Origin of the sequence: Geodermatophilus poikilotrophus, from assembly GCF_900111455.1 — a bacterium.
Lineage (GTDB): Bacteria > Actinomycetota > Actinomycetes > Mycobacteriales > Geodermatophilaceae > Geodermatophilus > Geodermatophilus poikilotrophus.
Genome location: NZ_FOIE01000002.1, coordinates 64,535 through 85,805, shown reverse-complemented (window position 1 = coordinate 85,805; position 21,271 = coordinate 64,535). Strand labels below are relative to the sequence as shown.

Genomic DNA, 21,271 nt, shown 5'->3' with positions numbered 1-21,271 from the left:
CCGTTCCAGCACGTCGCCCGGCCGGCGCGGACCCCGCAGCGGGGTCCGCGCCGGCCGTGTCTCAGGACTCCTTCACGCCCTCGGCCAGGGTCCGGGCCACGGTCTGCAGCAGCGGGTGGGCGGGCAGGTCCTCCACGAGCACCGGCAGCGGCAGCGACCAGTTGGGCCGGTCGGTCGTGCCCGGCATGTTGGGCCGGCGCCGCTCACCGACGGCGTCGTCCAGGGTGGCCGACAGCAGCAGGGACGGGGCCTGCGCGAGCAGCTCGTGCGCCCGCTTCACCGCCGTCTCCGGCTTGGCGTTCCTCCGCAGGCCGGGCAGCTTCTCCAGCAACGACGTCCGGCCGCCCTCGAGCTCCTCGTCGGTCCCGGTGCCGCGCTCGCGCTGCTCCTCGAGGTCCGCGCCGGTCCACAGCCCCGCCACGGTGGGCAGGTCGTGCGTGGTGATCGCGGCCATCGCCGTCTCCGGCCACGCGGCCGGCGACTCCTCCTCGAACCACAGCAGCCGGTAGCTGAGGATGCCGTGCTCGGCCATCGCCTCCCGGACACCCTCCTCGACGGTGCCCAGGTCCTCGCCGACGACGACCGCGTGCGCGCGGGAGCTCTCCAGCGCGACGATGTCGAGCAGGTCCTCGGCCGGGTAGCGCACGTAGGCGCCGTCCGCGGCGCTCTGGCCGGCGGGCACCCACCACAGCCGGAACAGCCCCATGACGTGGTCGATCCGCAGGCCGCCGGCGCCGGCCATGGTGGCCCGGATCGACTCGACGAACGGCTCGTAGTCCGCGGCGCGCAGCTGCCAGGGGACCAGCGGCGGGGAGCCCCAGTCCTGGCCCTGCGAGTTGAAGGCGTCCGGCGGGGCGCCGACGCTCGCGCCCTGCGCCAGCACGTCCTGCCAGGTCCAGGCGTCCGCACCGCCGCCGGCGACGCCGATCGGCAGGTCCTGGATGACGGTCATGCCCTCGGTGGCCCGCTCCAGCTGCAGGTGCAGCGCCCACTGCAGCCACGCGTGGAAGGCGACGTCGCGCTCGTGCCCGGCGACGAAGTCCCCGACGGCGCCGCTGCGCGGGTCGCGCAGCTCCTCCGGCCAGGTGTGCCAGTCGGGGCCGTGCTCGTCGGCCAGCGCGCACCAGGTGGCCCAGTCCTGCAGCTTCTGGCCCTGGTACCACCACCACTCGGGGAAGGCGGGGTCGTCGCGGCCGGCGGCGTCGAAGACGCGGCGCAGCACCTCCCGCTTGCGCGCCCAGATGGCGTCGCGGTCGATGAGCTCACCGTCGCCCAGCGCGTGGCCGGCCTCGGCGTCGAGGTCGACGGCGTCCGCGCCGGGCACCTCCTCGACCCGCAGGTACACCGGGTTGCGGAACCGCCGGGTGGCCGGCAGGTAGGGGCTGGCCTCCTGCTGCGGCGTCGGGGCGACGGCGTGCAGCGGGTTGATGAGCACGAACCCGGCGCCCTGGCCGGCGGCCATCTCGCGGACGGCGCGCAGGTCGGCGAGGTCGCCGATGCCCCAGCTGCCGCGGCTGCGGGTGGCGTACAGCTGCACCGCCCAGCCCCACGCGCGCTCGTCGGGCAGCCAGCACCGGCCGGGGGAGACGATGAGCCGGCGGCGCGGGCCCCCGGGGGCCTGCAGCCAGTGGTAACCGAGCGGGAAGTCCTCGGGCAGCTCGCCGTCCACGTGCCGGCTCGAACCGTCCTCGAGCGTCACCTCCGCCTCGTCGACCTCCAGCACGTCGCCGGGGCGGGCCACGATGGGGGCCCGGTCCTCGAGGTCGGCGGGCGGGGTGCCGATCACCTCGCGCAGGCGCTCGATGGTGGCCTCGGCCACCTGGTGTTCCTCGTCGAGGGCGTCGAGCCAGGTGGCGTCGATGCCCCACTCGTCGGTGCTGGGAGTGCGCGTCACCCCCCGATACTCCCCAGCGCACCCGCCGCCCACACGGCAGGCGGCGCGTGGTGCCGCTCTCGGTCGCCCGCGTCTCCCATGAGGCTGGTCACAGCTTCATGACGGTTGCCCGCTCCGGATGACACGCGTGTAACCCGCGCAGCAGGCTCCGGACGACGGCGCCCACCGCGGCGTCCCCGTCCGAGTGCACCCGTGGAGGTACGCATGAGACACCCCCGGTCATCCCTGCCCGTCCTCGCGGCGGCGTCCGCCGTCCTGCTCACCGCCTGCGTGGCCGAGCCCGGGGAGGAGGGCGGGGCGGCAGCCGAGGCCTACCCGGCCGAGGACATCACCCTGTACGTGCCGTACGCGCCCGGCGGCCCCACCGACCTGGCCGCGCGGACCGTCGGCGACTGCCTGGCCGCGGACTTCGGCCGGTCCGTGGTCGTCGAGAACCGGGAGGGCGCCTCCGGGTCGCTCGGGATGCAGGCGATGATCCAGGGCGGCGCGGACGGCTACAGCCTGTCGCTGATCGCGGTGCCGGCGTCGGCGACCAACCCGCTGCAGGAGGAGGTCGGCTACACCAACGACGACTACGTCCCCATCGCCGCGGTCACCGAGATCCCCTCGGTGCTGGCCGTGGGGCAGGGGTCGCGGTTCCCCGACGCGCAGGCGCTGTTCGCCGAGGCCCAGCAGAACCCGGGCCGGGTGACCGTCGGCGTGCCCGGCGCGACGACGTCCCAGGCCATGGAGCTGCAGCGGCTGGCCCAGGAGTACGGCGTCGAGCTGTCGCTGGTCCCGTTCACCGGCAACGCCGAGATGACCACCGCGGTGCTCGGCGGGAACGTCGACGCCGTCTTCATCAACGCCTCGCGGGACGTGCTGGAGAACATCGGGGCCGGCAGCTTCGTGCCGCTGGCGATCAGCCCGGAGGAGCGCGTCGACTACCTGCCCGACGTGCCGACGCTCGCCGAGCTCGGCTACCCCGAGCTCACCAACAGCGTGTCGGTCTTCGGCCTGGCCGCTCCGGCCGGCACGCCCGACGAGGTCCTGCAGACCCTCGAGGACGGCGTCGCTGCGTGCCTGGAGCAGCCGGATGTGGTCGAGACCCTCGGTGACCAGTACGTGCCCGAGCAGTTCATCGGCCGGGACGACTTCCGGGCGCGGATCGACGAGATCGTCGAGGTCTACGGACCGCTGCTGCAGGAGTAGGCCGCGATGGCGTCCGGGTGCCGGTCAGCGCTCGCCCGACCCCGGTCCGGGGCTGGGCAGGACCTCCTCGGCGGTGGTGAGGAAGCCCGCGAGCACCGGCGAGGGGTCCCCCTCGCGCCACGCGAGGGCGATCGGCACCCGGACGTCGACGCCGCCGGCGATCGGGGTGAAGACGACGCCCTCGATCTGCAGCGTCTCGGCCGACGCCGGCATCAGGGCCACGCCGACCGCGGCACCGACCAGCGCCACCACGGTGTGCGTGTCGGGCGCCTCCTGGACCACGCGGGGCGTGAAGCCCGCGCTGAAGCAGGCGTGCACCGCGGCGTCCCGCAGCGCCGAGCCCTGCATCGAGACGTAGCTGACGAACTTCTCGTCGGCCAGGTCGGCCAGGTGGACCTCCGGCTCGCCGGCCAGCGGGTGGTCCTGGGGCAGCACGGCCATCAGCGACTCGTTGAGGATGACCCGGCTGGCCAGCGGCCCCGCGGGCACCGGCGCGCGCAGGAACCCGACGTCGATCCGGCCGTCGATGAGCGCGCTCACCTGGGCGGCGCTGAACACCGACGGCCGCAGCTCCAGCCGGACGTGCGGATAGCGCCGGCGGTAGGCGCGGGCCATGCGGGGGAGCAGCCGCCAGGTGATCACGCCGGTGACCCCCACCCGCAGCTCACCGCGCTCGCCCCGTTCGGTGACCAGCACCGACTCGCGGGCCAGCTCGGCCTCCCGCAGGACGCGGTGGGCGTGCTCGAGGAACACCGTGCCCGCGCCGGTGAGCCGCACCTGTCGGGTGGTCCGCTCGAGCAGCACCGCGCCGACGTCCTGCTCGAGCTGCTTGACCTGCTGGCTGAGCGCCGGCTGGGCGAGGTGCAGCCGGCGGGCCGCCCGGCCGAAGTGCAGCTCCTCGGCCACGGCGGTGAAGGCCCGCAGGTGGCGCAGTTCCACGGAGCCTCCGGATTGATGCGCAGGCGCTATCGGCGACGTGCCGATTCGAAATTGGACCACACGCAATGACCCCTCCTAGTGTCGGGCGTCACACCCGGCCGCGACCCGACGAGGAGCCCATGTCCGCGTCTCCTTCAGCACCGGCGCCCGCACGGCACCGCCGGCCGGCCCGGTCCCAGCTGCGCCGGATCGCTCCACTGCTGCTCCTGGCGCTGGGGATCGCGGCCCTGCTCACGGCTCGGGACATGGGCCTCGGCGAGCTCACCGCGCCCGGGCCCGGTCTGTGGCCGGCCATCGCGGCCGCGCTGCTGAGCGCCACGGCCTTCGTGCTGCTCTTCCTCGACCCGGCTGAGGACTACGAGCCCTGGACGGCCGGGACGGCGCGCATCGTCGCGGGCCTGGCCGGACTGGCGCTGTTCGTCGTCCTGTTCCAGACGATCGGCTTCGTCATCCCGGCGTTCCTGCTGCTGTTCGCCTGGCTGCGCCTCCTCGCCGGCGAGTCCTGGCGGATGGCGCTGGTCCTCGCCGTGGCCGGGGCCCTCGTCCTGCACCTGGTCTTCGTGGTCGCCCTGGGCGTGCCGTTCCCCGCAGGCCCCGTCGACCAGCTGCTGGGGGCGTGACGGTGGGGATCTCCGACGGCATCGCCCAGGGGTTCGCGGTCGCCCTCGACCCGACCAACCTGCTCTACGTCTTCGCCGGCGTGCTCATCGGCACGGTCATCGGCGTGCTGCCCGGGCTCGGCCCCACGGCCACGATCGCGCTGCTGCTGCCGCTGACCTACACCATCGAGCCGGCCACCGCGGTGATCCTGCTGGCCGGCATCTACTACGGCTCGATGTACGGCGGGACGATCACCTCGGTGCTGCTGCGCCTGCCCGGCGAGGCGGCCTCGGTCGTCACCACCTTCGACGGCTACCAGATGGCCAAGCAGGGCCGGGCCGGGCCGGCGCTGGGCATCGCCGCCATCGGCTCGTTCGTCGGCGGGATCCTCTCGGTCCTCGGCCTGATGCTGCTCGCGCCGCCGCTGGCGGACCTGGCGGTCTCCTTCGGCCCACCGGAGTACGTCGCGCTGACCGCGCTGGGCATCCTGCTGGTCACCTACCTCGGCAGCGGGACGCCGCTGAAGAGCCTGTCGATGGCGGCGCTGGGCCTGCTGCTGGCCACCATGGGGCAGGACCCCATCACCGGCACCACCCGGTTCACGTTCGGCTCGATCGCCCTCTTCGACGGGCTGGACTTCGTCGCGGTGGCCATGGGCCTGTTCGGGGTGGGCGAGATCCTGCACAGCCTGGAGCGCACCGACAAGGTGCAGGCGGTCACCCGCAGGATCACGCACATCTGGCCCTCGCGGCAGGACATCCGGGACTCCTCCGGCGCCATCGCCCGCGGCTCGGTGCTCGGCTTCGTCATCGGGGTGCTGCCCGGCGGCGGCGGGGTGATCTCCTCGCTGGCGTCCTACGCGCTGGAGAAGCGGCGCGCCAAGGACCCCAGCCGCTTCGGCAGGGGCGCCATCGAGGGCGTGGCCGGGCCGGAGACGGCGAACAACGCGTCCTCCACCTCCGCGTTCATCCCGCTGCTGACCCTCGGCATCCCGGCCAACGTGGTGCTGGCGCTGATCTTCGGTGCCCTGCTGGTGCAGGGGGTGACCCCGGGGCCGCAGCTGATCAGCGAGGAGCCGGAGATCTTCTGGGGGGTCATCGCCTCGATGGTCGTCGGCAACGTGATGCTGCTGGTGCTGAACATCCCGCTGGTCGGGGTCTTCGTGCAGCTGCTCCGGGTGCGGGCCGGCATCCTCGCCGCCTTCGCGCTGCTGGTGACCATGGCCGGCGTCTTCTCGATCAGCAACGACTCCTTCGACATGTGGGTCGTGCTGGTCTTCGGCGTCATCGGCTGGCTGATGAAGAAGACCGGCTTCGAGCCCGGTCCGCTGGTCCTGGCCTTCGTGCTGGGCGAGATCATGGAGACCGCGTTCCGGCAGTCGATGCTGCTGTCCGGCGGCAGCCTGGACATCTTCGTCACCCGGCCGCTGTCCGGCGGCCTGCTGGCCGTCATGGCCGCGGTGGTCGTCATCAGCGTGGTCCTGGCCCGGCGGCGGCGTGCCGCCTTCCGGCAGGTCGACCCCGACGAGGAGGCCGGCCCCGATCCCGAGCCGGCGCCCGGGCACGAGGCCCGCCGCACCGCTGCCGACGTCGACACCGACGTCCCGTCCGCACCTGGAGACCGATGAGACCCCCGCGCGCCCTCGCCGCCCTGCTGGTCACGACCGCCGCCCTCGCCGGGTGCGCCGAGGACTCGGCCTCCGTGGCCGCCGCCGACTACCCGTCGGAGGACGTCCGGCTGCTGGTGCCCTACACCGCCGGTGGCCCGACCGACATCGCGGCGAGGGCGGTGGGTGCGCACCTGGAGGGAGAGCTCGGCCGGCCGGTCGTGGTCGAGAACCTGCCCGGCGCCTCCGGTGCCACCGCGTACGTCGAGATGATCTCCGCCGAGCCCGACGGCCACACGCTGTCGATGACGGCCCTGCCCACGGCGGTGCTGAACTACCTGTCCAACGACGTCGGCTACACCCGCGAGGACCTCGCGCCGGTCGGCGTGGTCACCCAGGTCCCCTCGGGCATCGTCGTGCCCGCGGACTCGCCGTACCAGGACGTGGAGTCGCTGTTCGAGGCCGCACGGCAGGACCCCCAGGCGATCACCGTCGGTACGCCGGGCGCCACCAACACCCACGCCGCCGAGACCAGGCGGATCACCCAGCTGTACGACATCCCGCTGACGGTCGTCCCCTTCGAGGGCAACTCCGAGGTGCAGACGGCGCTGCTGGGCGGCAACGTCGCCGCGGGCTTCGCCAACCTCTCCCAGGACCTCCTCCCGGCGATCGAGGCCGGTGGCCTGCGGGTGCTGGCCGTCGGTACCGAGGAGCGGCTGGACTACGTCGACGCGCCGACCCTCGTCGAGGCGGGCTACCCCGAGCTGGTGCAGAGCACGACGACGTTCGGCGTGATCGCGCCCGCGGGGACGCCGGAGGAGGTGGTCGCGACCCTCGAGGACGCCCTGCGCAGCGCCGGCGAGGACGAGGCGGTCGTCGAGGCCCTGGACCCCCGGTACGTGCCGGAGGAGTTCCTGGGCAGCGCGGACCTCGCCGACCTGTTCGCCGAGACGGAGGAGACCTTCCGTGGCGTCGTCGGCGACTGAGGCGACCGGGGTCGCGGCGGAGGACCGCTCCGGAACGGGCGCCGACGCCCTGGTCGCGGCCCTCCGGGACCTCGGCGTGCAGACGGTGTTCGGGCTGCCCGGCGTGCACAACCTCGCGGTCTGGGAGGCCGCCGACGCGGCCGGCCTGCGGGTGGTCGGGGTCCGGCACGAGCAGGCCGCGGTGTACGCGGCCGACGGGTACGCCCGCGCGACCGGCCGGCTCGGCGTCGCCGTCGTCACCACGGGGCCCGGGGCGGCGAACACGCTCGGGGCCACGGGCGAGGCGATGGCCTCGGGTGCGCCGGTGCTGGTCGTGGCGACCGACGTCCCGTCGACGCTGCGGCGCCCCGGCGTGTACCGCGGCGTCCTGCACGAGACCCGCGACCAGGCCGCGATGTTCGCCCCGGTCACCAAGGCCACCGTCGTGTCGGCGGCGGCCGGGGACCTCCACGCCGACACCGTCCGCGCCGGCTCGGTCGCCCTGCGGGCGTCCACCGGGCCGGTCTACCTGGGCGTGCCCACCGACCTGCTGAGCGCCCCGGCCGGCAGCCCCGGACGGGCGCCGGCGCCGCGCGACCCCGAGCAGCCGGTCGACGGCGACCAGTTGGCCCGCGCCCGCGAGCTGCTCGCCGGCGCCCGGCGCCCGCTGGTGTGGGCCGGCGGGGGAGCGCTGCGCTCGGGTGCCGGCGACCTCGTCGGCGAGCTCGCCGAGCGCCTCGCCGCGCCGGTGGTCACCACCTTCGGCGGGCGCGGCCTGCTGCCCCCCGACCACCCCTGCCTGGTGCCCGGCCCGCCGCACGTCCCCCCGGTCGGCCGGCTGTGGGACGAGGCGGACCTGGTGGTCTCCCTGGGCAGCGACCTCGACGGGACCAACACGCAGAACTGGGCGATGCCGCGGCCGCCGGCGCTGCTCGCGGTCAACGTCGACGCCGCCGACGCCGCCAAGAACTACCCGGCCGACGTCGTGGTGACCGGCGACGTGGCCGCCGTGCTCGGCGCCCTGCTCGACGGCCTGCCGCAGCGGGACGGCCTGCCGGCCCTCCGCGAGACCCTCGACGCGACGGCGCAGGAGGTGCGGGCGCTGGTGCGCGCGGACGAGCCCCGGGCCGCGGAGCTGCTCGACGCGCTGGACCGGGTCTCCGACCGGACGGGGGTGCTGCTCGCGGACATGTGCATCGCCGGGTACTGGGCCGCCGGCTTCGCCCGGGTGCCGGGGCCGCGGCGGCTGGCCTACGCACTGGGCTGGGGGACGCTCGGCTACGCCTTCCCGGCCGCGATCGGCGCCGCCCTGGCCGGCCGGGGGCGGGCCGTGGCCCTCGTCGGGGACGGCGGCTTCCTGTTCGCCTGCGGCGAGCTCGCCACCCTGGCCCAGGAGCAGCTGCCGGTCACGACGGTCCTCGTCGACGACGGCGGCTACGGGATGCTCCGGTTCGACCAGGTGCACTCCGGCGTCCCCACCCGCGGCGTGGACCTGGTCACCCCCGACTTCGTCGCCCTCGCGCGGTCCTTCGGCGTCCCGGCGCGGGCGGTCGACGGCTTCGGCGAGGAGTTCGCCGCCGCGTTGTCCGAGAGCCTCGATGCCACCGGCCCGGACGTCCTGGTGGTCCGGGCGGCCCTCACCCCGCCGCCGTCCACCTCGCCCCGCTGGTACCGGCGCCGCCAGGGGGGCTCGTGATCGACAAGCGGGTCGCGACGCTCGCCGAGGCCGTCGCCGACGTCGCCGACGGTGCCACCGTGCTCGTCGGGGGCTTCGGCAACTCCGGCGTCCCCGTCGAGCTGGTGCACGCCCTGCTGGAGCAGGGGGCCCGGGACCTGACGGTGGTGACCAACAACGCCGGCAGCGGGGAGACCGACATCGCGGCGCTGATCCGCGAGCACCGGGTCCGCCGGATCATCTGCTCTTACCCCCGCTCGGCCGGCTCGGTGTGGTTCGAGCAGTTCTGGCGCGCCGGCGAGATCGAGCTGGAACTGGTCCCGCAGGGCACCCTCAGCGAGCGGATGCGTGCGGCCGGCGCCGGCCTCGGCGGCTTCTTCACGCCGACCGGCGCGGACTCGCTGCTCGCGGAGGGCAAGGAGGTGCGGGTTCTCGACGGCCGCCGCCAGGTCTTCGAGCGGCCGCTGCCGGCCGACGTCGCGCTCATCAAGGCCGACCGCGCCGACCGCTGGGGCAACCTCGTCTACCGCACCGCGGCGCGGAACTTCGGCCCGACGATGGCGACGGCGGCCGCGCTGACCGTCGTGCAGGTGCGGCAGTTCGTGGAGCTGGGGGAGCTCGACCCCGAGGCGGTCGTGACGCCGGGCATCTTCGTCGACCGCGTCGTGGAGGTGGCCCCGTGACGGACGAGCGCCGGCGAGGAGGGCTCGTGGTCCGCCCGCTGTCCCCGACCGACGTCGCCCGCCGGGTGGCCCGCGACATCCCCGACGGCTCCTACGTCAACCTCGGGATCGGACTGCCCACGCTGGTCGCCGACGTGGTGGGGCCGGACAAGGAGATCGTCTACCACAGCGAGAACGGCATCCTCGGGATGGGCCCGGCACCGGCCGCCGGCGAGGAGGACTCGGAGCTGATCAACGCCGGCAAGCAGCCGGTGACCCTGCTGCCGGGCGGCTCCTTCTTCCACCACACCGACGCGTTCGTGATGATGCGCGGCGGCCACCTGGACGTCTCCGTGCTGGGGGCGTTCCAGGTGTCCGAGACCGGCGACCTGGCGAACTGGGCCACCGACGAGGCGGCGCTGCCACCGGCCGTGGGCGGTGCGATGGACCTGGCGGTGGGCGCCCGGCGGGTCCTCGTCGTGACCACCCACACCACGCGGGACGGGCGCCCCAAGCTCCTGTCGCGCTGCACCTACCCGCTCACCGCGGCGGCCGTCGTGGACCGGGTCTACACCGACCTCGCCGTCCTCGACGTCGGCCCCGAGGGCTTCGTCGTCCGGGAGGTGGCGCCCGGCGTCACGCCCGACGGCCTGCAGGCGGTGACCGGCGCGCCGCTGCGGTTCGCACCCGACCTCGCCGTCGTCCACCCCGACTGAGACCACCCCGACGTCCCTGGAGGCGACGATGCCCCTGACCCGTCCGGTCCGGACCCTCACCGCGCTGACCGCCCTCGGCCTGCTCGCCGCCTGCGCGGAGCAGGGCGGGGGCGCGACCGATGACGCGGCCGCCTACCCGAGCGAGGAGATCCGGCTGCTCGTCCCGTACGCGGCCGGCGGCCCCACCGACCTGACCGCCCGCGCGTACGGCACCTCGCTGGAGGAGCAGCTGGGGCAGACCGTGGTGGTCGAGAACCTGCCCGGTGGTTCCGGGGCGCTCGCCACCCAGGAGCTGATCTCCGCCGAGCCCGACGGGTACACCCTGTCGCTGGTGACCGCGGGGACGCTGGTCCTCACGCCCCTGGCCAACGAGGTGGTGTACACCAAGGACGACGTCACGCCGATCGGGGTCATGTCCGAGGTGCCCTCCGTCCTGGCGGTCGGCGCCGACTCCCCCCACCGGTCCGCCGAGGACTTCTTCACGGCCGCCGAGCAGCAGCCGGCCGTCCTCACCGTCGGCGTGCCGGGCGCCTCGACCCCGCAGGGCGTCGAACTGCGGCGGCTGAGCGAGGAGTACGGCGTCGAGGTGACGGCGGTGCCGTTCAACGGCAACGCGGAGATGACGACGGCGCTGCTCGGCGGGAACGTCGACGCCGTCCTCATCAACGCCTCCTCCGACGTCACCGCGAACATCGACGGCGGGCAGTTCCGGCCGCTGGCGGTCTCCTCGGCGGAGCGGCTGTCCTGGCTGCCGGACACGCCCACCCTGGTCGAGTCCGGCTTCCCGGAGCTGACCCTGTCCGGGTCGACGTTCGGCCTCGCCGGCCCGGCCGGGCTGCCCGACGAGGTCGTCACCGTCCTCGAGGACGCGCTGCGCACCGCGCACGAGGACCCGGCGGTCGTCGAGCAGGTCGGCGAGGAGTACATCGACGAGGAGTTCCGCGGCGCCGACGAGCTGCGTCAGGTCCTCGACCGGACCCAGGAGGTGTACGAGCCCCTCCTCGGCTGACCGGTCCCGACCGTCCAGCCCCGGTCGGCCGACGGCCCGGCGCCGAGGGCCGCCAGACTGAGGTCGTGTCCTCCTGGCTGCTGGTCCACCCGCCGCTGCTCGGCCCGGCGGTGCTGCAGCCGCTCGCCGCGGAGCTGCGGCAGCGGGGGAGCAGCGTCGCCGTCCCGGACCTGCGGGCGGCGGTGGAGACGGCGCCCGGCTGGCCGCAGCGGTGGGCCGCCGCCGCCGCGGCGGCCGGGCCGGCGGAGGTCGTCGTCGGCTTCTCCGGGGCGGGGATCGTGCTGCCCGCCGTGGCAGCCGCGGTCGGCGCGCGGCGGGTCGTCTGGCTCGACGCCGTCCTGCCGACCGGCACCTGGCCGGACGACGTCCGCGAGCTGACCGCGCCGCTGGTGCGCGACGGCCGGATCGCCGACTGGACCGCCTGGTGGGGGCCGGACGCGATGACCGGGCTGCTGCCCGACGAGCGGCTGCGGGCGGCGGTGCTGGCCGAGGGGCACGAGCTGCCGGCCGACTTCTACGACGTCGCCGTCCCGGTGCCGGACCGGTGGCCGGACGACGACGTCCGGTACGTGCACCTGTCCCCGGCCTACGGGGAGGAGGCCGCCGCCGCGCGGGCCCGCGGCTGGCCGGTCGTCGGGGACGGCGCCGGCGAGCACCTGGACGTGGCCAACGAGCCGGCGCGGGTCGCCGACCTGATCGGCTGAGTCGGCTCACCCGAGGGGGTGACGGCCGGTGCGGACCGCTGGAGCCGGCACCCCGATCCGCCGAAGCCGTCGGTGTGGACGACGCACCGGCACGGCCCCCTGCCCGCCTCCGGGTCGCGGTCCTCTCCGGGGTCCTGGCGGCCGCGCTGGCCGCCGCGCACCTCCTCGTCGCGCGGGTCCCGTCGGGCGGCTCCGAGCAGGTGCTGCTGCACGTGCTGCTCAGCGGCACCGCGGCTGCCGGCGCCGCCGTCCTCGCCGCCCGGCGGGTGCGGCGCACCGAGGCCGACCTGGCCGCGCTGGCCTTCTCCGACGTGCTGACCGGGCTGGCCAACCGGGCGCTGTTCACCGACCGGCTCGACCTCGCGCTGCGCCGCACCGCGCGCAGCGGCGGCGAGGTGGCCGTCGTCTTCCTCGACCTCGACGGCTTCAAGGCCGTCAACGACAGCCTCGGTCACGCCGCCGGCGACCAGCTCATCCGCGAGGTGGGTGCGCTGCTGCAGTCCGCCGTCCGCTCCGAGGACACCCTCGCCCGCCTCGGCGGCGACGAGTTCGCGATCCTCGTCGAGCGGTCGCCGGGCGTGGAGGAGGCCACCCGGATCGCCGAGCGGGTGCTCGCCGCGCTCGCCGGCCCGGTCGACCTCGGTGGGCAGCGGGTCACCGTCTCGGCGAGCATCGGCATCGCCACCGGGGACGTCGCGGCGACGGCGTCGTCCCTGCTGCGGGACGCCGACAGCGCCATGTACTGGGCCAAGGGGGCCGGCCGTGGCCGCTACGTCGTGTTCAACCCGCAGATGCGCTCGGCCGCCGCGGAACGCCGCCAGCTGGAGGCCGACCTGTGGGCCGCCCTGGGCGGGGACCAGTTCCGGCTGGTCTACCAGCCCGTCGTCGACCTCGGCAGCGAGCGGGTCACCGGCTTCGAGGCGCTCCTCCGCTGGGACCACCCGGAGCTCGGCGTGGTGCTGCCCGAGCGGTTCCTGCCGGTGGCCGAGGAGATCGGGCTGGTGCCCGACATCGGCCGGTGGGTCATCACCCAGGCGTGCACGGCCGCGGCCGCGTGGCGCCGCGACCACCCGGCCGCGGCCGGCCTGTCGATGGCGGTCAACGTCTCGCCGTCCCAGCTCGGGTCGCCGGGCCTGCTCGCCGACGTCCGGACGGCGCTGGCCGCCAGCGGGCTGCCGCCGTCGGCGCTGGTCCTGGAGCTGACCGAGTCGGTGCTGGTGCACGACCCGGTGCTGGCCGCCGAGCGGCTGCACGAACTGCGCAGCCTGGGGGTGCGGGTCGCCCTGGACGACTTCGGCACCGGCTACTCCTCGCTGTCGCACCTGCGGCAGTTCGCCGTCGACATCCTCAAGATCGACCGGTCGTTCGTGAGCACCATCGACGACGCCGAGGCGATGCCGGCCATCCTGCGCGGGCTGATCGACCTCGGGCGCACCCTCGACCTGGAGATCGTCGCCGAGGGCATCGAGCAGGAGCGCCAGCGCACGCAGTTGCGCGACGGGCAGGTCGGGCTCGCCCAGGGCTACCTGTTCGCCGCGCCGCTGGAGCACACGGATGCCGAGCTGCTGCTGCTCGGCGGCGCCAGCACGCCCACCGAGGGGACCGGCACCGCCGCCCCGGCCTGACGCCGTCCCCGGGGCGTACCGGCGTCCTCGGTCTCGGCCCGCCGCTGCGGTGATCACGGGGTTGTCGCCGCTCGGCGCGGCGTGTCCGCGCGTGTCACCGGCACCGACCCCGTGATCGACCCACCGGGGTGGGTGCATCGCGCTCGTACCCGCTCCGGCCGGCCCCGGGGAGCGGCTCCGCTGATTGCGCAGGTAGAGGCGTCGGCAGTGGGGTAGGTGGCCCCGCATGACGGTGATCGGGTTCCACAACTCGCACGAGCAGGTGCACCCCGCCGAGCTGCTGCGGGCGGTGCAGCACGCCGAGGAGGTCGGCTTCACCGCGGCGATGTGCTCGGACCACTTCGCCCCCTGGAACCAGGCGCAGGGGCACTCGGGCTTCGCCTGGTCCTGGCTGGGCGCCGCGCTCGCCAGCACCGACCTCCCGTTCGGTGTGGTGAACGCGCCGGGGCAGCGGTACCACCCGGCGATCATCGCCCAGGGCGCCGCGACGCTCGCGGCGATGTTCCCCGGCCGCTTTTGGATGGCCCTGGGCAGCGGCCAGGTGATGAACGAGCGCATCACCGGCACGCCGTGGCCGCCCAAGCGGATCCGGGACGCGCGCCTGCGCGAGTGCGTCGACGTCATCCGCGCCCTGCTGGCCGGCGAGGAGGTGACCCACCGCGGACTGGTCGACGTCGAGCGGGCGAGGATCTGGTCGCTGCCGGAGCAGCAGCCCGCCCTCATCGGGCCCGTGATGAGCGTGCCGACGGCGCGGCGGCACGCCGACTGGGCCGACGGCTTCATCACCATCAACCAGCCGCACGAGACGCTGCGCGAGCTGACCGGCGCCTACCGGGACGCCGGCGGCCGCGGCCGGCTCGCTCTCCAGGTGCACCTGTGCTGGGACCCCGACCTGGACCGGGCGAAGGCCATCGCCTACGAGCAGTGGCACACCAACACGTTCCCGCCGCCGCTGTGCTGGGACATCGACGGACCCGAGGCCTTCGAGCAGGCCAGCCAGCACGTGCCGCAGGAGGCGGTCGAGGGCGCCGTCCTGGTCAGCTCCGACCTCGGGCAGCACGCCGAGTGGATCGCCGGGTACGTCGACCTTGGCTTCGACGAGATCTACCTGCACCACGTCGGCAAGGAGCAGCTGCCCTTCCTCGACGCCTTCGGCGAGCACGTCCTCCCGCAGCTCGACGTCACCCGGCCGGCCCCGGCGGTGGCCCTCGACCCGGCCGGCCCGCTGCAGCCGCGCCGTCCCGACCAGGCACCGCAGCCGGCCGTGCTCCCGTGAGCGGGCAGGTCGCCGTCCGCCTCGTCACCCCGGACGACGTCCCGGCCCTGACCGCCCTGCTCGCGGCCAACCGCGACCACCTCGCGCCGTGGGACCCGCTGCGCCCGGACGACTACTGGACCGAGGGGTTCCAGCGGCACGACACCGCCCGGCTGCTGGACCTGCACCGGCTCGGCGGCATCCTGCCCGGGGTGGTCCTCCTGAAGGGCGAGCCGGTGGGGCGGATCACCGTGAACAACGTCGTCCACGGGCCCTTCCTCTCCGGCGACCTCGGCTACTGGGTCTCCCGGCACGCCACCGGCCGCGGGGTCGCCACCGCCGCCGTCGCCGCGATGGCCCGGTGGGCGTTCGGCGAGGCCGGCCTGCACCGGCTGCAGGCCGGCACCCTGCTGCACAACGCCGCGTCGCAGCGGGTGCTCCGCAAGAGCGGCTTCACGCCGATCGGCGTCGCCCCGCGGTACCTGTGCATCGCCGGCCGGTGGCAGGACCACGTGCTGTTCCAGCTGCTGCACGAGCCCGGGATGCGGTAGGGACGCCCTCATGCGGATCACCGACACCGCCGACCTGTGGTGGAAGAACGCCGTCGTCTACTGCCTGGACGTCGAGACCTACATGGACTGGAACGGCGACGGCTGCGGCGACCTGGCCGGCCTCGCGCAGCGCATCGACCACCTGGCCGACCTCGGCGTGACCTGCCTGTGGCTGATGCCCTTCTACCCGACCGCCGAGCGCGACGACGGCTACGACATCACCGACTTCTACGGCGTCGACCCGCGGCTGGGCACCCACGGCGACCTGGTCGAGGTCATCCGCACCGCCCGGGACCGCGGCATGCGGGTCATCGCCGACCTGGTGGTCAACCACACCTCGATCGAGCACCCGTGGTTCCAGCGGGCCCGGCAGAGCCGCGACGACCCGTTCCACGACTTCTACGTCTGGCGGGACGACGAGCCGCCGGACACCTCCGACCAGGTCGTCTTCCCCGACCAGGAGCAGGGCCTCTGGAGCTTCAACGAGCCCACCGGCGAGTGGTACCAGCACCGCTTCTACAAGGAGCAGCCCGACCTCAACGTGGCCGATCCACGCGTGCGCGACGAGGTCGCCAAGGTCATGGGCTTCTGGCTGCAGCTGGGCCTGTCCGGCTTCCGCGTCGACGCCGTCCCCTTCCTCCTCGAGGTGGAGCCGGACGACGCCGGGGACCTGCCCGACCCGCACCAGTACCTGCGCGCGCTGCGCCAGGTCGTCGGCCGCCGCACCGGCGACGGGATCCTGCTCGGTGAGGTCAACCTGCCGCATGAGCAGCAGGTCGAGTTCTTCGGCGGCGCCGACGGCGACGAGCTGACGATGCTCTTCGACTTCGTCGGCATGCAGGCCCTCTACCTGTCGATGGCCCGCGGGGACGCCGGCCCGCTCGAGCGGGCGCTCCGCGACCGGCCCGCGGTGAGCCCGGACAGCCAGTGGGCCACCTTCGTGCGCAACCACGACGAGCTCACCCTCGACAAGCTCACCGACGACGAGCGGCAGGAGGTCTTCGCCGCCTTCGGCCCCGAGGAGCGCATGCAGGTCTACGGCCGCGGCCTGCGCCGGCGGCTGCCGCCGATGCTGGACGGCGACCCGCGGCGGGTCCGGATGGTCTACAGCCTGCTGTTCTCCCTGCCCGGCACCCCGGTGCTGTTCTACGGCGAGGAGATCGGCATGGGCGAGGACCTGGACGCCGAGGGGCGGCTCGCCGTCCGGACGCCGATGCAGTGGACGTCGGGCCGCAACGGCGGCTTCTCCACCGCCGACCCCGACCGGCTGCCCGGTCCGGTGGTCGACGGCGGGTTCGCCCCGGAGTTCGTCAACGTGGCCGACCAGCGCCGCGACGAGGACTCGCTGCTGTCGTTCACCAAGCTGCTCATCCGCCGCTACCGGGAGTCGCCGGAGCTGGGCTGGGGCGGGTTCGCACTGCTCGAGCAGCCCCACCGCGAGGTGCTGGCCCACCTGTGCAGCTGGGACGACGGCGCGCTGGTCGCGGTCCACAACCTGGGCCCCGAGCCGCGCACCGTGCCACTGACGCTCCCGGGCTGCGACGCCGGACACCGCCTGGAGGACCTGCTGGTCACCGGGACCACGCCGGTCGGCGAGGACGGCGGGGTCGAGCTGACCCTCGACGGCTACGGGTACCGGTGGCTGCGCGTCGTCGGGCCGGACGACCGCCGACTGGTCTGACGCAGCAGCGGCCCGGCGTCCCGGTGGACCACGTCGTCCGGTGGGGTCCCCAGCCCCGCCAGCGCGGCGATGAAACCGGCCGGTGCGGGGAGGTCCCGCAGCCACACCGGCTCCCGCCCGTCCCGGTGCAGCACGCGCGGCGGGGCGGACGGCGAGGTGAGGACCAGCCCCTCCGGGGGGACGTCGAGCCCCTGCCCGGTGGCCTTGAGCACCGCCTCCCGGCGCACCCAGCAGACGGTGAAGGCGCACGGCTGCGCGGCGGCAGGCAGCCGGGCCACGTGCTCGTGCTCCGCGTCGGACAGCGCGCACGCGGCCAGCTCCTCGAGCTCGCCGGGCGCGAACCGGCCGACCTCCTCGACGTCCACGCCCACCCGACCCCCCGGCAGGACGGCGACGACGACGCAGTGGGCCGAGTGGGAGATCGAGAAGTCCAGCCGGTCGGTGTCGGCCAGCCGGGGCCGGCCGTGCGGCGAGCCGCAGGTGGGGCAGGTCCGGTCGATCCGCAGGTCCGCCGGCGACGTCCCGAGGGCGGTCCCCAGCACCAGCCGGGCGACCGCCGCGCCCGCCGTCATCCGCTGCCGGTCGGCCGGGCGGGCCAACCGCGCCCGCCGGGCCAGGTCGGCCTCACCCAGCAGAGCGTCGTGCTCCGGGCGGACGTCGTCCGGCCGCGCCCACCACACCTGGCACACCCCGGGTAGCGGCGCGAGGTCGGGTCCGGATCGCGGCCAGGGTGGCCGCCCGTACAGCGGGCGCACGGCTCACCCCCGGTCCACGGTGCCCACGCGGGCCGCGGGGCTGCCGGACACCGCCCGCCGGGCACGTCCCGCAGCCCGGCCCACGAGCTCCTCCAACGGTCCCTGGGCCCGCCGACGACGCCAGAGGGAGGCGAAGAGCAGCGACCCGGTGACCAGGAACAGGTACAGCGCCAGCCCCCAGTCGTCGAACACCCCGACCGCGATGACCAGGATGTGCGCGCTGTAGAGCGTCAGCGTCATGGACCCCGCCGCCTGGAGCGGCCGCAGCAGGCGGTCGACGACGGGCACCCGGGTCAGCAGCAGCGCCGCACCCAGCACCGCGAGCGCCGACCCCGTCGCGTGGACGACGTCGAGCGTCGTGTGCGCGTGCGGGCCGGACAGCGCCAGGTACCACCACGACGACTCCTGCTCCGGCTCCCACAGCAGGGCCGTCGCGTCCTCCCCGGTGGTGGCCGCCAGCCGGTCCAGGCCGCCCAGTGGGTACAGGAGGACGTCGGAGACGGTCTTCGCCACGACGGCCAGGGTGAGGCCGCCGCCGAGCAGCCAGGCCGCCACCCGCCGCGAGGTCAGGTCGAGCCGGCCGACGGCCATCCCGGCGCACAGGTACGCCAGGTACACCACCACGGGATAGGGCCCGGTGAGGAACAGCGCGCCCAGCAGCCCCAGCGGCTCGGTCACCACGGTGAGCGGCGTCGGGTTGGTGGCGTGGAGGTGGGGGAGCTCCCCGTCGGCCGTCGCCACGAGCAGGACCGGGCCCAGCGTCGCGAACGCGGCCGCGAGGAGGCCCAGGACCGCGGACGACAGGCCCAGCAGCGGGACCGCGAGCAGGAAGAGCACGGCGTAGGCGGGCAGGATCACCTCGATGCCGGTCCCGAGGAGGCCGAGGAGGAGGCCGATCAGCCCGATGGCCAGCGCCCGGACCGCGATCCCCGCAGCAGCCGCCCCGCGCGCGCGGCCCTGCAGCCGACGGCGACCGCCGGAGAGGAACGCGATGCTCACCCCGGCCACCACCGCGAACATCGCGGCCGAACGCCCCCCGGCGACGACCGTCGACGGCGTGGGCGCGCCGTCCTCGATCGCGTCCCAGACGTGCACCGCCATCATCCCGAACAGGGCCACGCCGCGGGCGACGTCGACGCCGGTCACCCGACCGGGGCGCGCCGGCTCCACGGTCGGGGAGGGGGTCGACACCTGGGCCGGGCAGGGCTGCGCGCTCACCGGGCTCCCTCGTCCGCCAGTACCCGCGACACGTCGTCCAGGCTCTCGACGATCGCGACGCGGCGCGGGTCGGCCGGGCCCGTGGCGGCCTTGCCGCGACCGGTGACGAGCAGGACGACGGTCTCCGTCCGGTCCACCAGTCCCTGCGCCAGGGCGGCCTCCAGCCCGGCCAGTGCTGATGCGCCCGCGGCTTCGGCGCCCACGCCGGCACGGCGGGCCAGCGTCCCCACCGCATCGGCCAGTGCGTCCTCGGCGACCGCCACCATCGCCCCGCCGTCCCGGCGTACCGCATCCAGCACGGCTTCCCCGATCGCCGGCCGCAGCACCGCGATCCCGTCGGCCGCCGTCGCTGCGGGGTCCAATTCCTCAGGAGCGGCCGGCGTGCCGAGCCAGGCCTGCACCAACGGCTGGCAGTGCTCGGCCTGCACCCCGATCAGGCGGGGCCGCCGGGAGGCCAGACCGCAGCGGACGAGCTCGTCGAAGCCCTTGTCCAGCGCCACCAGCGTCGGGCCGTCGCCCACCGGGGCGACCACGACGTCCGGGACCACCCGGCCCAGCTGCTCCCACACCTCGAGGGCGACGGTCTTCTTGGCCTCGAGGGTGACCGGGTTGGCGCCGGTGTTGCGGTCCAGCCAGCCGAACGCCCGGGCGGCGTCCCGGGAGAGGTCGGTGGCGGCCGCGTAGCCGGCCGGCACCTGGAACACCCAGGCACCGGCCTGCGTCATCATGGCCACCTTCTCCGGCCGGCAGCCGAGGGAGACGAAGATGACCGCCCGCAGCCCGGCCGCGGCAGCGCCGAAGGCCGTGGAGATCGCCGCGTTGCCGGTGGAGGCGGTCGTGATCGTGTCGATCCCCCTCCGCAGGCCGTCCTCGATCACCAGCGCGGTGGCCCGGTCCTTGTTGGACGTGGTCGGGTTGCGCGTCTCGTCCTTGAGCCACAGGCGGGGGGCCGCGACCGTCCGGCGCAGCGCGGGGGCCGGCAGGAGCGGCGTGCCGCCGATCGGCAGCGGGTACCGCACCTCGCCGTCCGGCAGCGGCAGCAGGTCCCGGTACCGCCACATGGTGAAACTGGCCGGCCGGTCCTGCGGCAGCAGCGCCGGCCCGTAGTCGTACTCCAGCCACTCGCAGCCGGCCACGACGGCCGACCCGGTCATGCTCCCCACCGCGCCGTCCTCACCCGTACCGGCGCAGCTCGGTGAAGAAGTCGTCGACGACGTGCAGCTCGCCGGTGCGGGCCAGCTCGTCGTAGACGGACTTGCCGACCGCGAGGTCGAGCACGCCGAGGCCGAAGGGCGAGAAGACCACCGGCTGGTCGGACGGCACGGTGACCCGCCCGGACATGACGTCGTCCAGCGTGCCGAGCAGGAAGTCGCGGTTGCCCGTGAGCTGCTCGACGAGGTGTGGCGAGGTGTCGGCCTTCAGGCAGTGCTCGACGTCGTCGACCACGTTGACCGAGCGCAGCAGGATCTCCGGCGCGAGGTCGCGCAGCGACACGTGCAGCACCAGGGGGGCGTGGTCGAACCAGGACGGGTCGGTGACGTGCGGCTTGCCGGCGACCGTGGCGAAGACGACCAGGTCGCTGGAGCGGATCAGCTCCTCCGCGCTGTCGTGCACGGTCAGCCGGGCCCCGGTGCCCGACTGCTCCAGGTAGCCGGTGAAGCCGGCGGCGCTGTCCGAGGACAGGTCGTGCACGCCGATCTCGTCGAACGACCAGCCGGTCGCGGCCAGGTAGGTGTGGATGTAGCGGGCGATGAGGCCGACGCCGAAGAACCCGATGCGCGTCGGGCGCGGACGTCCGCGGCTGAGCCAGTCGGCACCCGCCGCTGCCGACGCCGCGGTCCGGGTGGCGCTGATGACCGAGGCCTCCATGCAGGCGAACGGGTAGCCGGTGTCGTGGTCGTTGAGGATCAGCACGGCCGAGGCGCGGGGGATGCCGGCCGCCACGTTCTCCGGGAAGCTCGAGATCCACTTCACGCCGTCCACCCGCAGTTGCCCGCCGATGGAGGCCGGCAGCGCGATGATCCGGGAGGACGGGCGGTCGGGGAAGCGCAGGAAGTAGGACGGCGGGTTGACCGAGTCCCCGGCACCGTGGAGCCGGTAGGTGGCCTCGACGAGTTCGACGATCTCCTTCTCGCGACCCTGCAGCGCGGACTGGACCTGCGCGCCGGGGACCACCGCGAACGGTGGCACGGTGAGCTGCTGTGACATGGGTCTCCTCGTGCGGG

19 protein-coding genes are annotated in these 21,271 nt (G+C 74.7%); 13 read left to right on the top strand and 6 right to left on the bottom strand.

Annotation, left to right across the window (positions count from 1 at the left end; all coding sequences use genetic code 11):
• Positions 1–61 precede the first annotated feature (61 nt).
• A complete protein-coding gene (malQ, locus tag BMW27_RS04870; protein ID WP_091440094.1) occupies positions 62–1,894 on the bottom strand; it encodes a 4-alpha-glucanotransferase in 1,833 nt (610 codons plus the stop codon).
• 204 nt (positions 1,895–2,098) lie between these two features.
• Here malQ and BMW27_RS04865 point away from each other — a divergent pair, with 204 nt between their 5' ends.
• Entirely contained in the window at positions 2,099–3,085 is a 987-nt protein-coding gene (locus BMW27_RS04865; protein ID WP_091440091.1) for a tripartite tricarboxylate transporter substrate binding protein, read from the top strand.
• A 24-nt stretch (positions 3,086–3,109) separates the two neighbouring features.
• Here BMW27_RS04865 and BMW27_RS04860 read toward each other — a convergent pair whose 3' ends face one another.
• Entirely contained in the window at positions 3,110–4,024 is a 915-nt protein-coding gene (locus tag BMW27_RS04860; protein WP_091440089.1) for a LysR substrate-binding domain-containing protein, read from the bottom strand.
• Positions 4,025–4,143: 119 nt separating this feature from the next.
• Between BMW27_RS04860 and BMW27_RS04855 the strand changes: the two genes are divergently transcribed.
• The 12 genes from BMW27_RS04855 (at position 4,144) to BMW27_RS04805 (ending at position 17,073) form a co-directional block, all read left to right on the top strand.
• Positions 4,144–4,644 (top strand): tripartite tricarboxylate transporter TctB family protein, encoded by a 501-nt coding sequence (locus BMW27_RS04855; protein WP_091440085.1) that lies wholly within the window; start codon positions 4,144–4,146, stop codon positions 4,642–4,644.
• Entirely contained in the window at positions 4,641–6,251 is a 1,611-nt protein-coding gene (locus BMW27_RS04850) for a tripartite tricarboxylate transporter permease (RefSeq protein ID WP_091440082.1), read from the top strand. The genes BMW27_RS04855 and BMW27_RS04850 overlap by 4 nt, the downstream gene beginning before the upstream one ends.
• A complete protein-coding gene (locus BMW27_RS04845; protein ID WP_091440079.1) occupies positions 6,248–7,216 on the top strand; it encodes a Bug family tripartite tricarboxylate transporter substrate binding protein in 969 nt (322 codons plus the stop codon). Before BMW27_RS04850 ends, BMW27_RS04845 begins: the two co-directional genes overlap by 4 nt.
• A complete protein-coding gene (locus tag BMW27_RS04840; RefSeq protein ID WP_091440076.1) occupies positions 7,197–8,891 on the top strand; it encodes a thiamine pyrophosphate-binding protein in 1,695 nt (564 codons plus the stop codon). The genes BMW27_RS04845 and BMW27_RS04840 overlap by 20 nt, the downstream gene beginning before the upstream one ends.
• Complete coding sequence (locus tag BMW27_RS04835) at positions 8,888–9,553, top strand: 3-oxoacid CoA-transferase subunit A (RefSeq protein ID WP_091440072.1); 666 nt, start codon at positions 8,888–8,890, stop codon at positions 9,551–9,553. The genes BMW27_RS04840 and BMW27_RS04835 overlap by 4 nt, the downstream gene beginning before the upstream one ends.
• Positions 9,550–10,248, top strand: a complete 699-nt coding sequence (locus BMW27_RS04830) for a 3-oxoacid CoA-transferase subunit B (RefSeq protein WP_281244741.1) — start codon at positions 9,550–9,552, stop codon at positions 10,246–10,248. Before BMW27_RS04835 ends, BMW27_RS04830 begins: the two co-directional genes overlap by 4 nt.
• Before the next feature lie 28 nt (positions 10,249–10,276).
• The gene (locus BMW27_RS04825) at positions 10,277–11,257 is read left to right on the top strand and encodes a tripartite tricarboxylate transporter substrate binding protein (protein WP_091440065.1); all 981 of its coding nucleotides are present in this window, start codon (positions 10,277–10,279) and stop codon (positions 11,255–11,257) included.
• Between the two features lie 65 nt (positions 11,258–11,322).
• The gene (locus tag BMW27_RS23230; RefSeq protein ID WP_175486372.1) at positions 11,323–11,961 is read left to right on the top strand and encodes a hypothetical protein; all 639 of its coding nucleotides are present in this window, start codon (positions 11,323–11,325) and stop codon (positions 11,959–11,961) included.
• A gap of 74 nt (positions 11,962–12,035) precedes the next feature.
• Positions 12,036–13,586 carry a putative bifunctional diguanylate cyclase/phosphodiesterase gene (locus tag BMW27_RS04820; RefSeq protein WP_175486371.1) on the top strand — a complete coding sequence of 517 codons (1,551 nt, stop codon included), beginning with the start codon at positions 12,036–12,038 and terminating at the stop codon, positions 13,584–13,586.
• Positions 13,587–13,812: 226 nt separating this feature from the next.
• Positions 13,813–14,862 (top strand): TIGR03885 family FMN-dependent LLM class oxidoreductase, encoded by a 1,050-nt coding sequence (locus BMW27_RS04815; RefSeq protein ID WP_091440058.1) that lies wholly within the window; start codon positions 13,813–13,815, stop codon positions 14,860–14,862.
• Positions 14,859–15,392, top strand: coding sequence for a GNAT family N-acetyltransferase (locus BMW27_RS04810; protein WP_091440055.1), 534 nt, complete (start codon positions 14,859–14,861; stop codon positions 15,390–15,392). Before BMW27_RS04815 ends, BMW27_RS04810 begins: the two co-directional genes overlap by 4 nt.
• 10 nt (positions 15,393–15,402) lie before the next feature.
• Positions 15,403–17,073: an alpha-amylase family protein gene (locus BMW27_RS04805; RefSeq protein WP_091440052.1), complete on the top strand. Its 1,671-nt coding sequence runs from the start codon at positions 15,403–15,405 to the stop codon at positions 17,071–17,073.
• Here the strand turns inward: BMW27_RS04805 and BMW27_RS04800 are convergent.
• The 4 genes from BMW27_RS04800 to sbnB all read right to left on the bottom strand — a co-directional run bounded on the left by BMW27_RS04800 (position 17,019) and on the right by sbnB (position 21,254).
• Positions 17,019–17,753, bottom strand: a complete 735-nt coding sequence (locus BMW27_RS04800; protein ID WP_091440049.1) for a 4'-phosphopantetheinyl transferase family protein — start codon at positions 17,751–17,753, stop codon at positions 17,019–17,021. The genes BMW27_RS04805 and BMW27_RS04800 overlap by 55 nt on opposite strands.
• Before the next feature lie 78 nt (positions 17,754–17,831).
• The gene (locus BMW27_RS04795; protein WP_091440047.1) at positions 17,832–19,046 is read right to left on the bottom strand and encodes a DUF418 domain-containing protein; all 1,215 of its coding nucleotides are present in this window, start codon (positions 19,044–19,046) and stop codon (positions 17,832–17,834) included.
• A complete protein-coding gene (locus tag BMW27_RS04790) occupies positions 19,043–20,200 on the bottom strand; it encodes a pyridoxal-phosphate dependent enzyme (RefSeq protein WP_175486370.1) in 1,158 nt (385 codons plus the stop codon). Before BMW27_RS04790 ends, BMW27_RS04795 begins: the two co-directional genes overlap by 4 nt.
• 19 nt (positions 20,201–20,219) lie before the next feature.
• Positions 20,220–21,254 (bottom strand): 2,3-diaminopropionate biosynthesis protein SbnB, encoded by a 1,035-nt coding sequence (gene sbnB, locus BMW27_RS04785; protein ID WP_091440042.1) that lies wholly within the window; start codon positions 21,252–21,254, stop codon positions 20,220–20,222.
• Positions 21,255–21,271 lie beyond the last annotated feature (17 nt).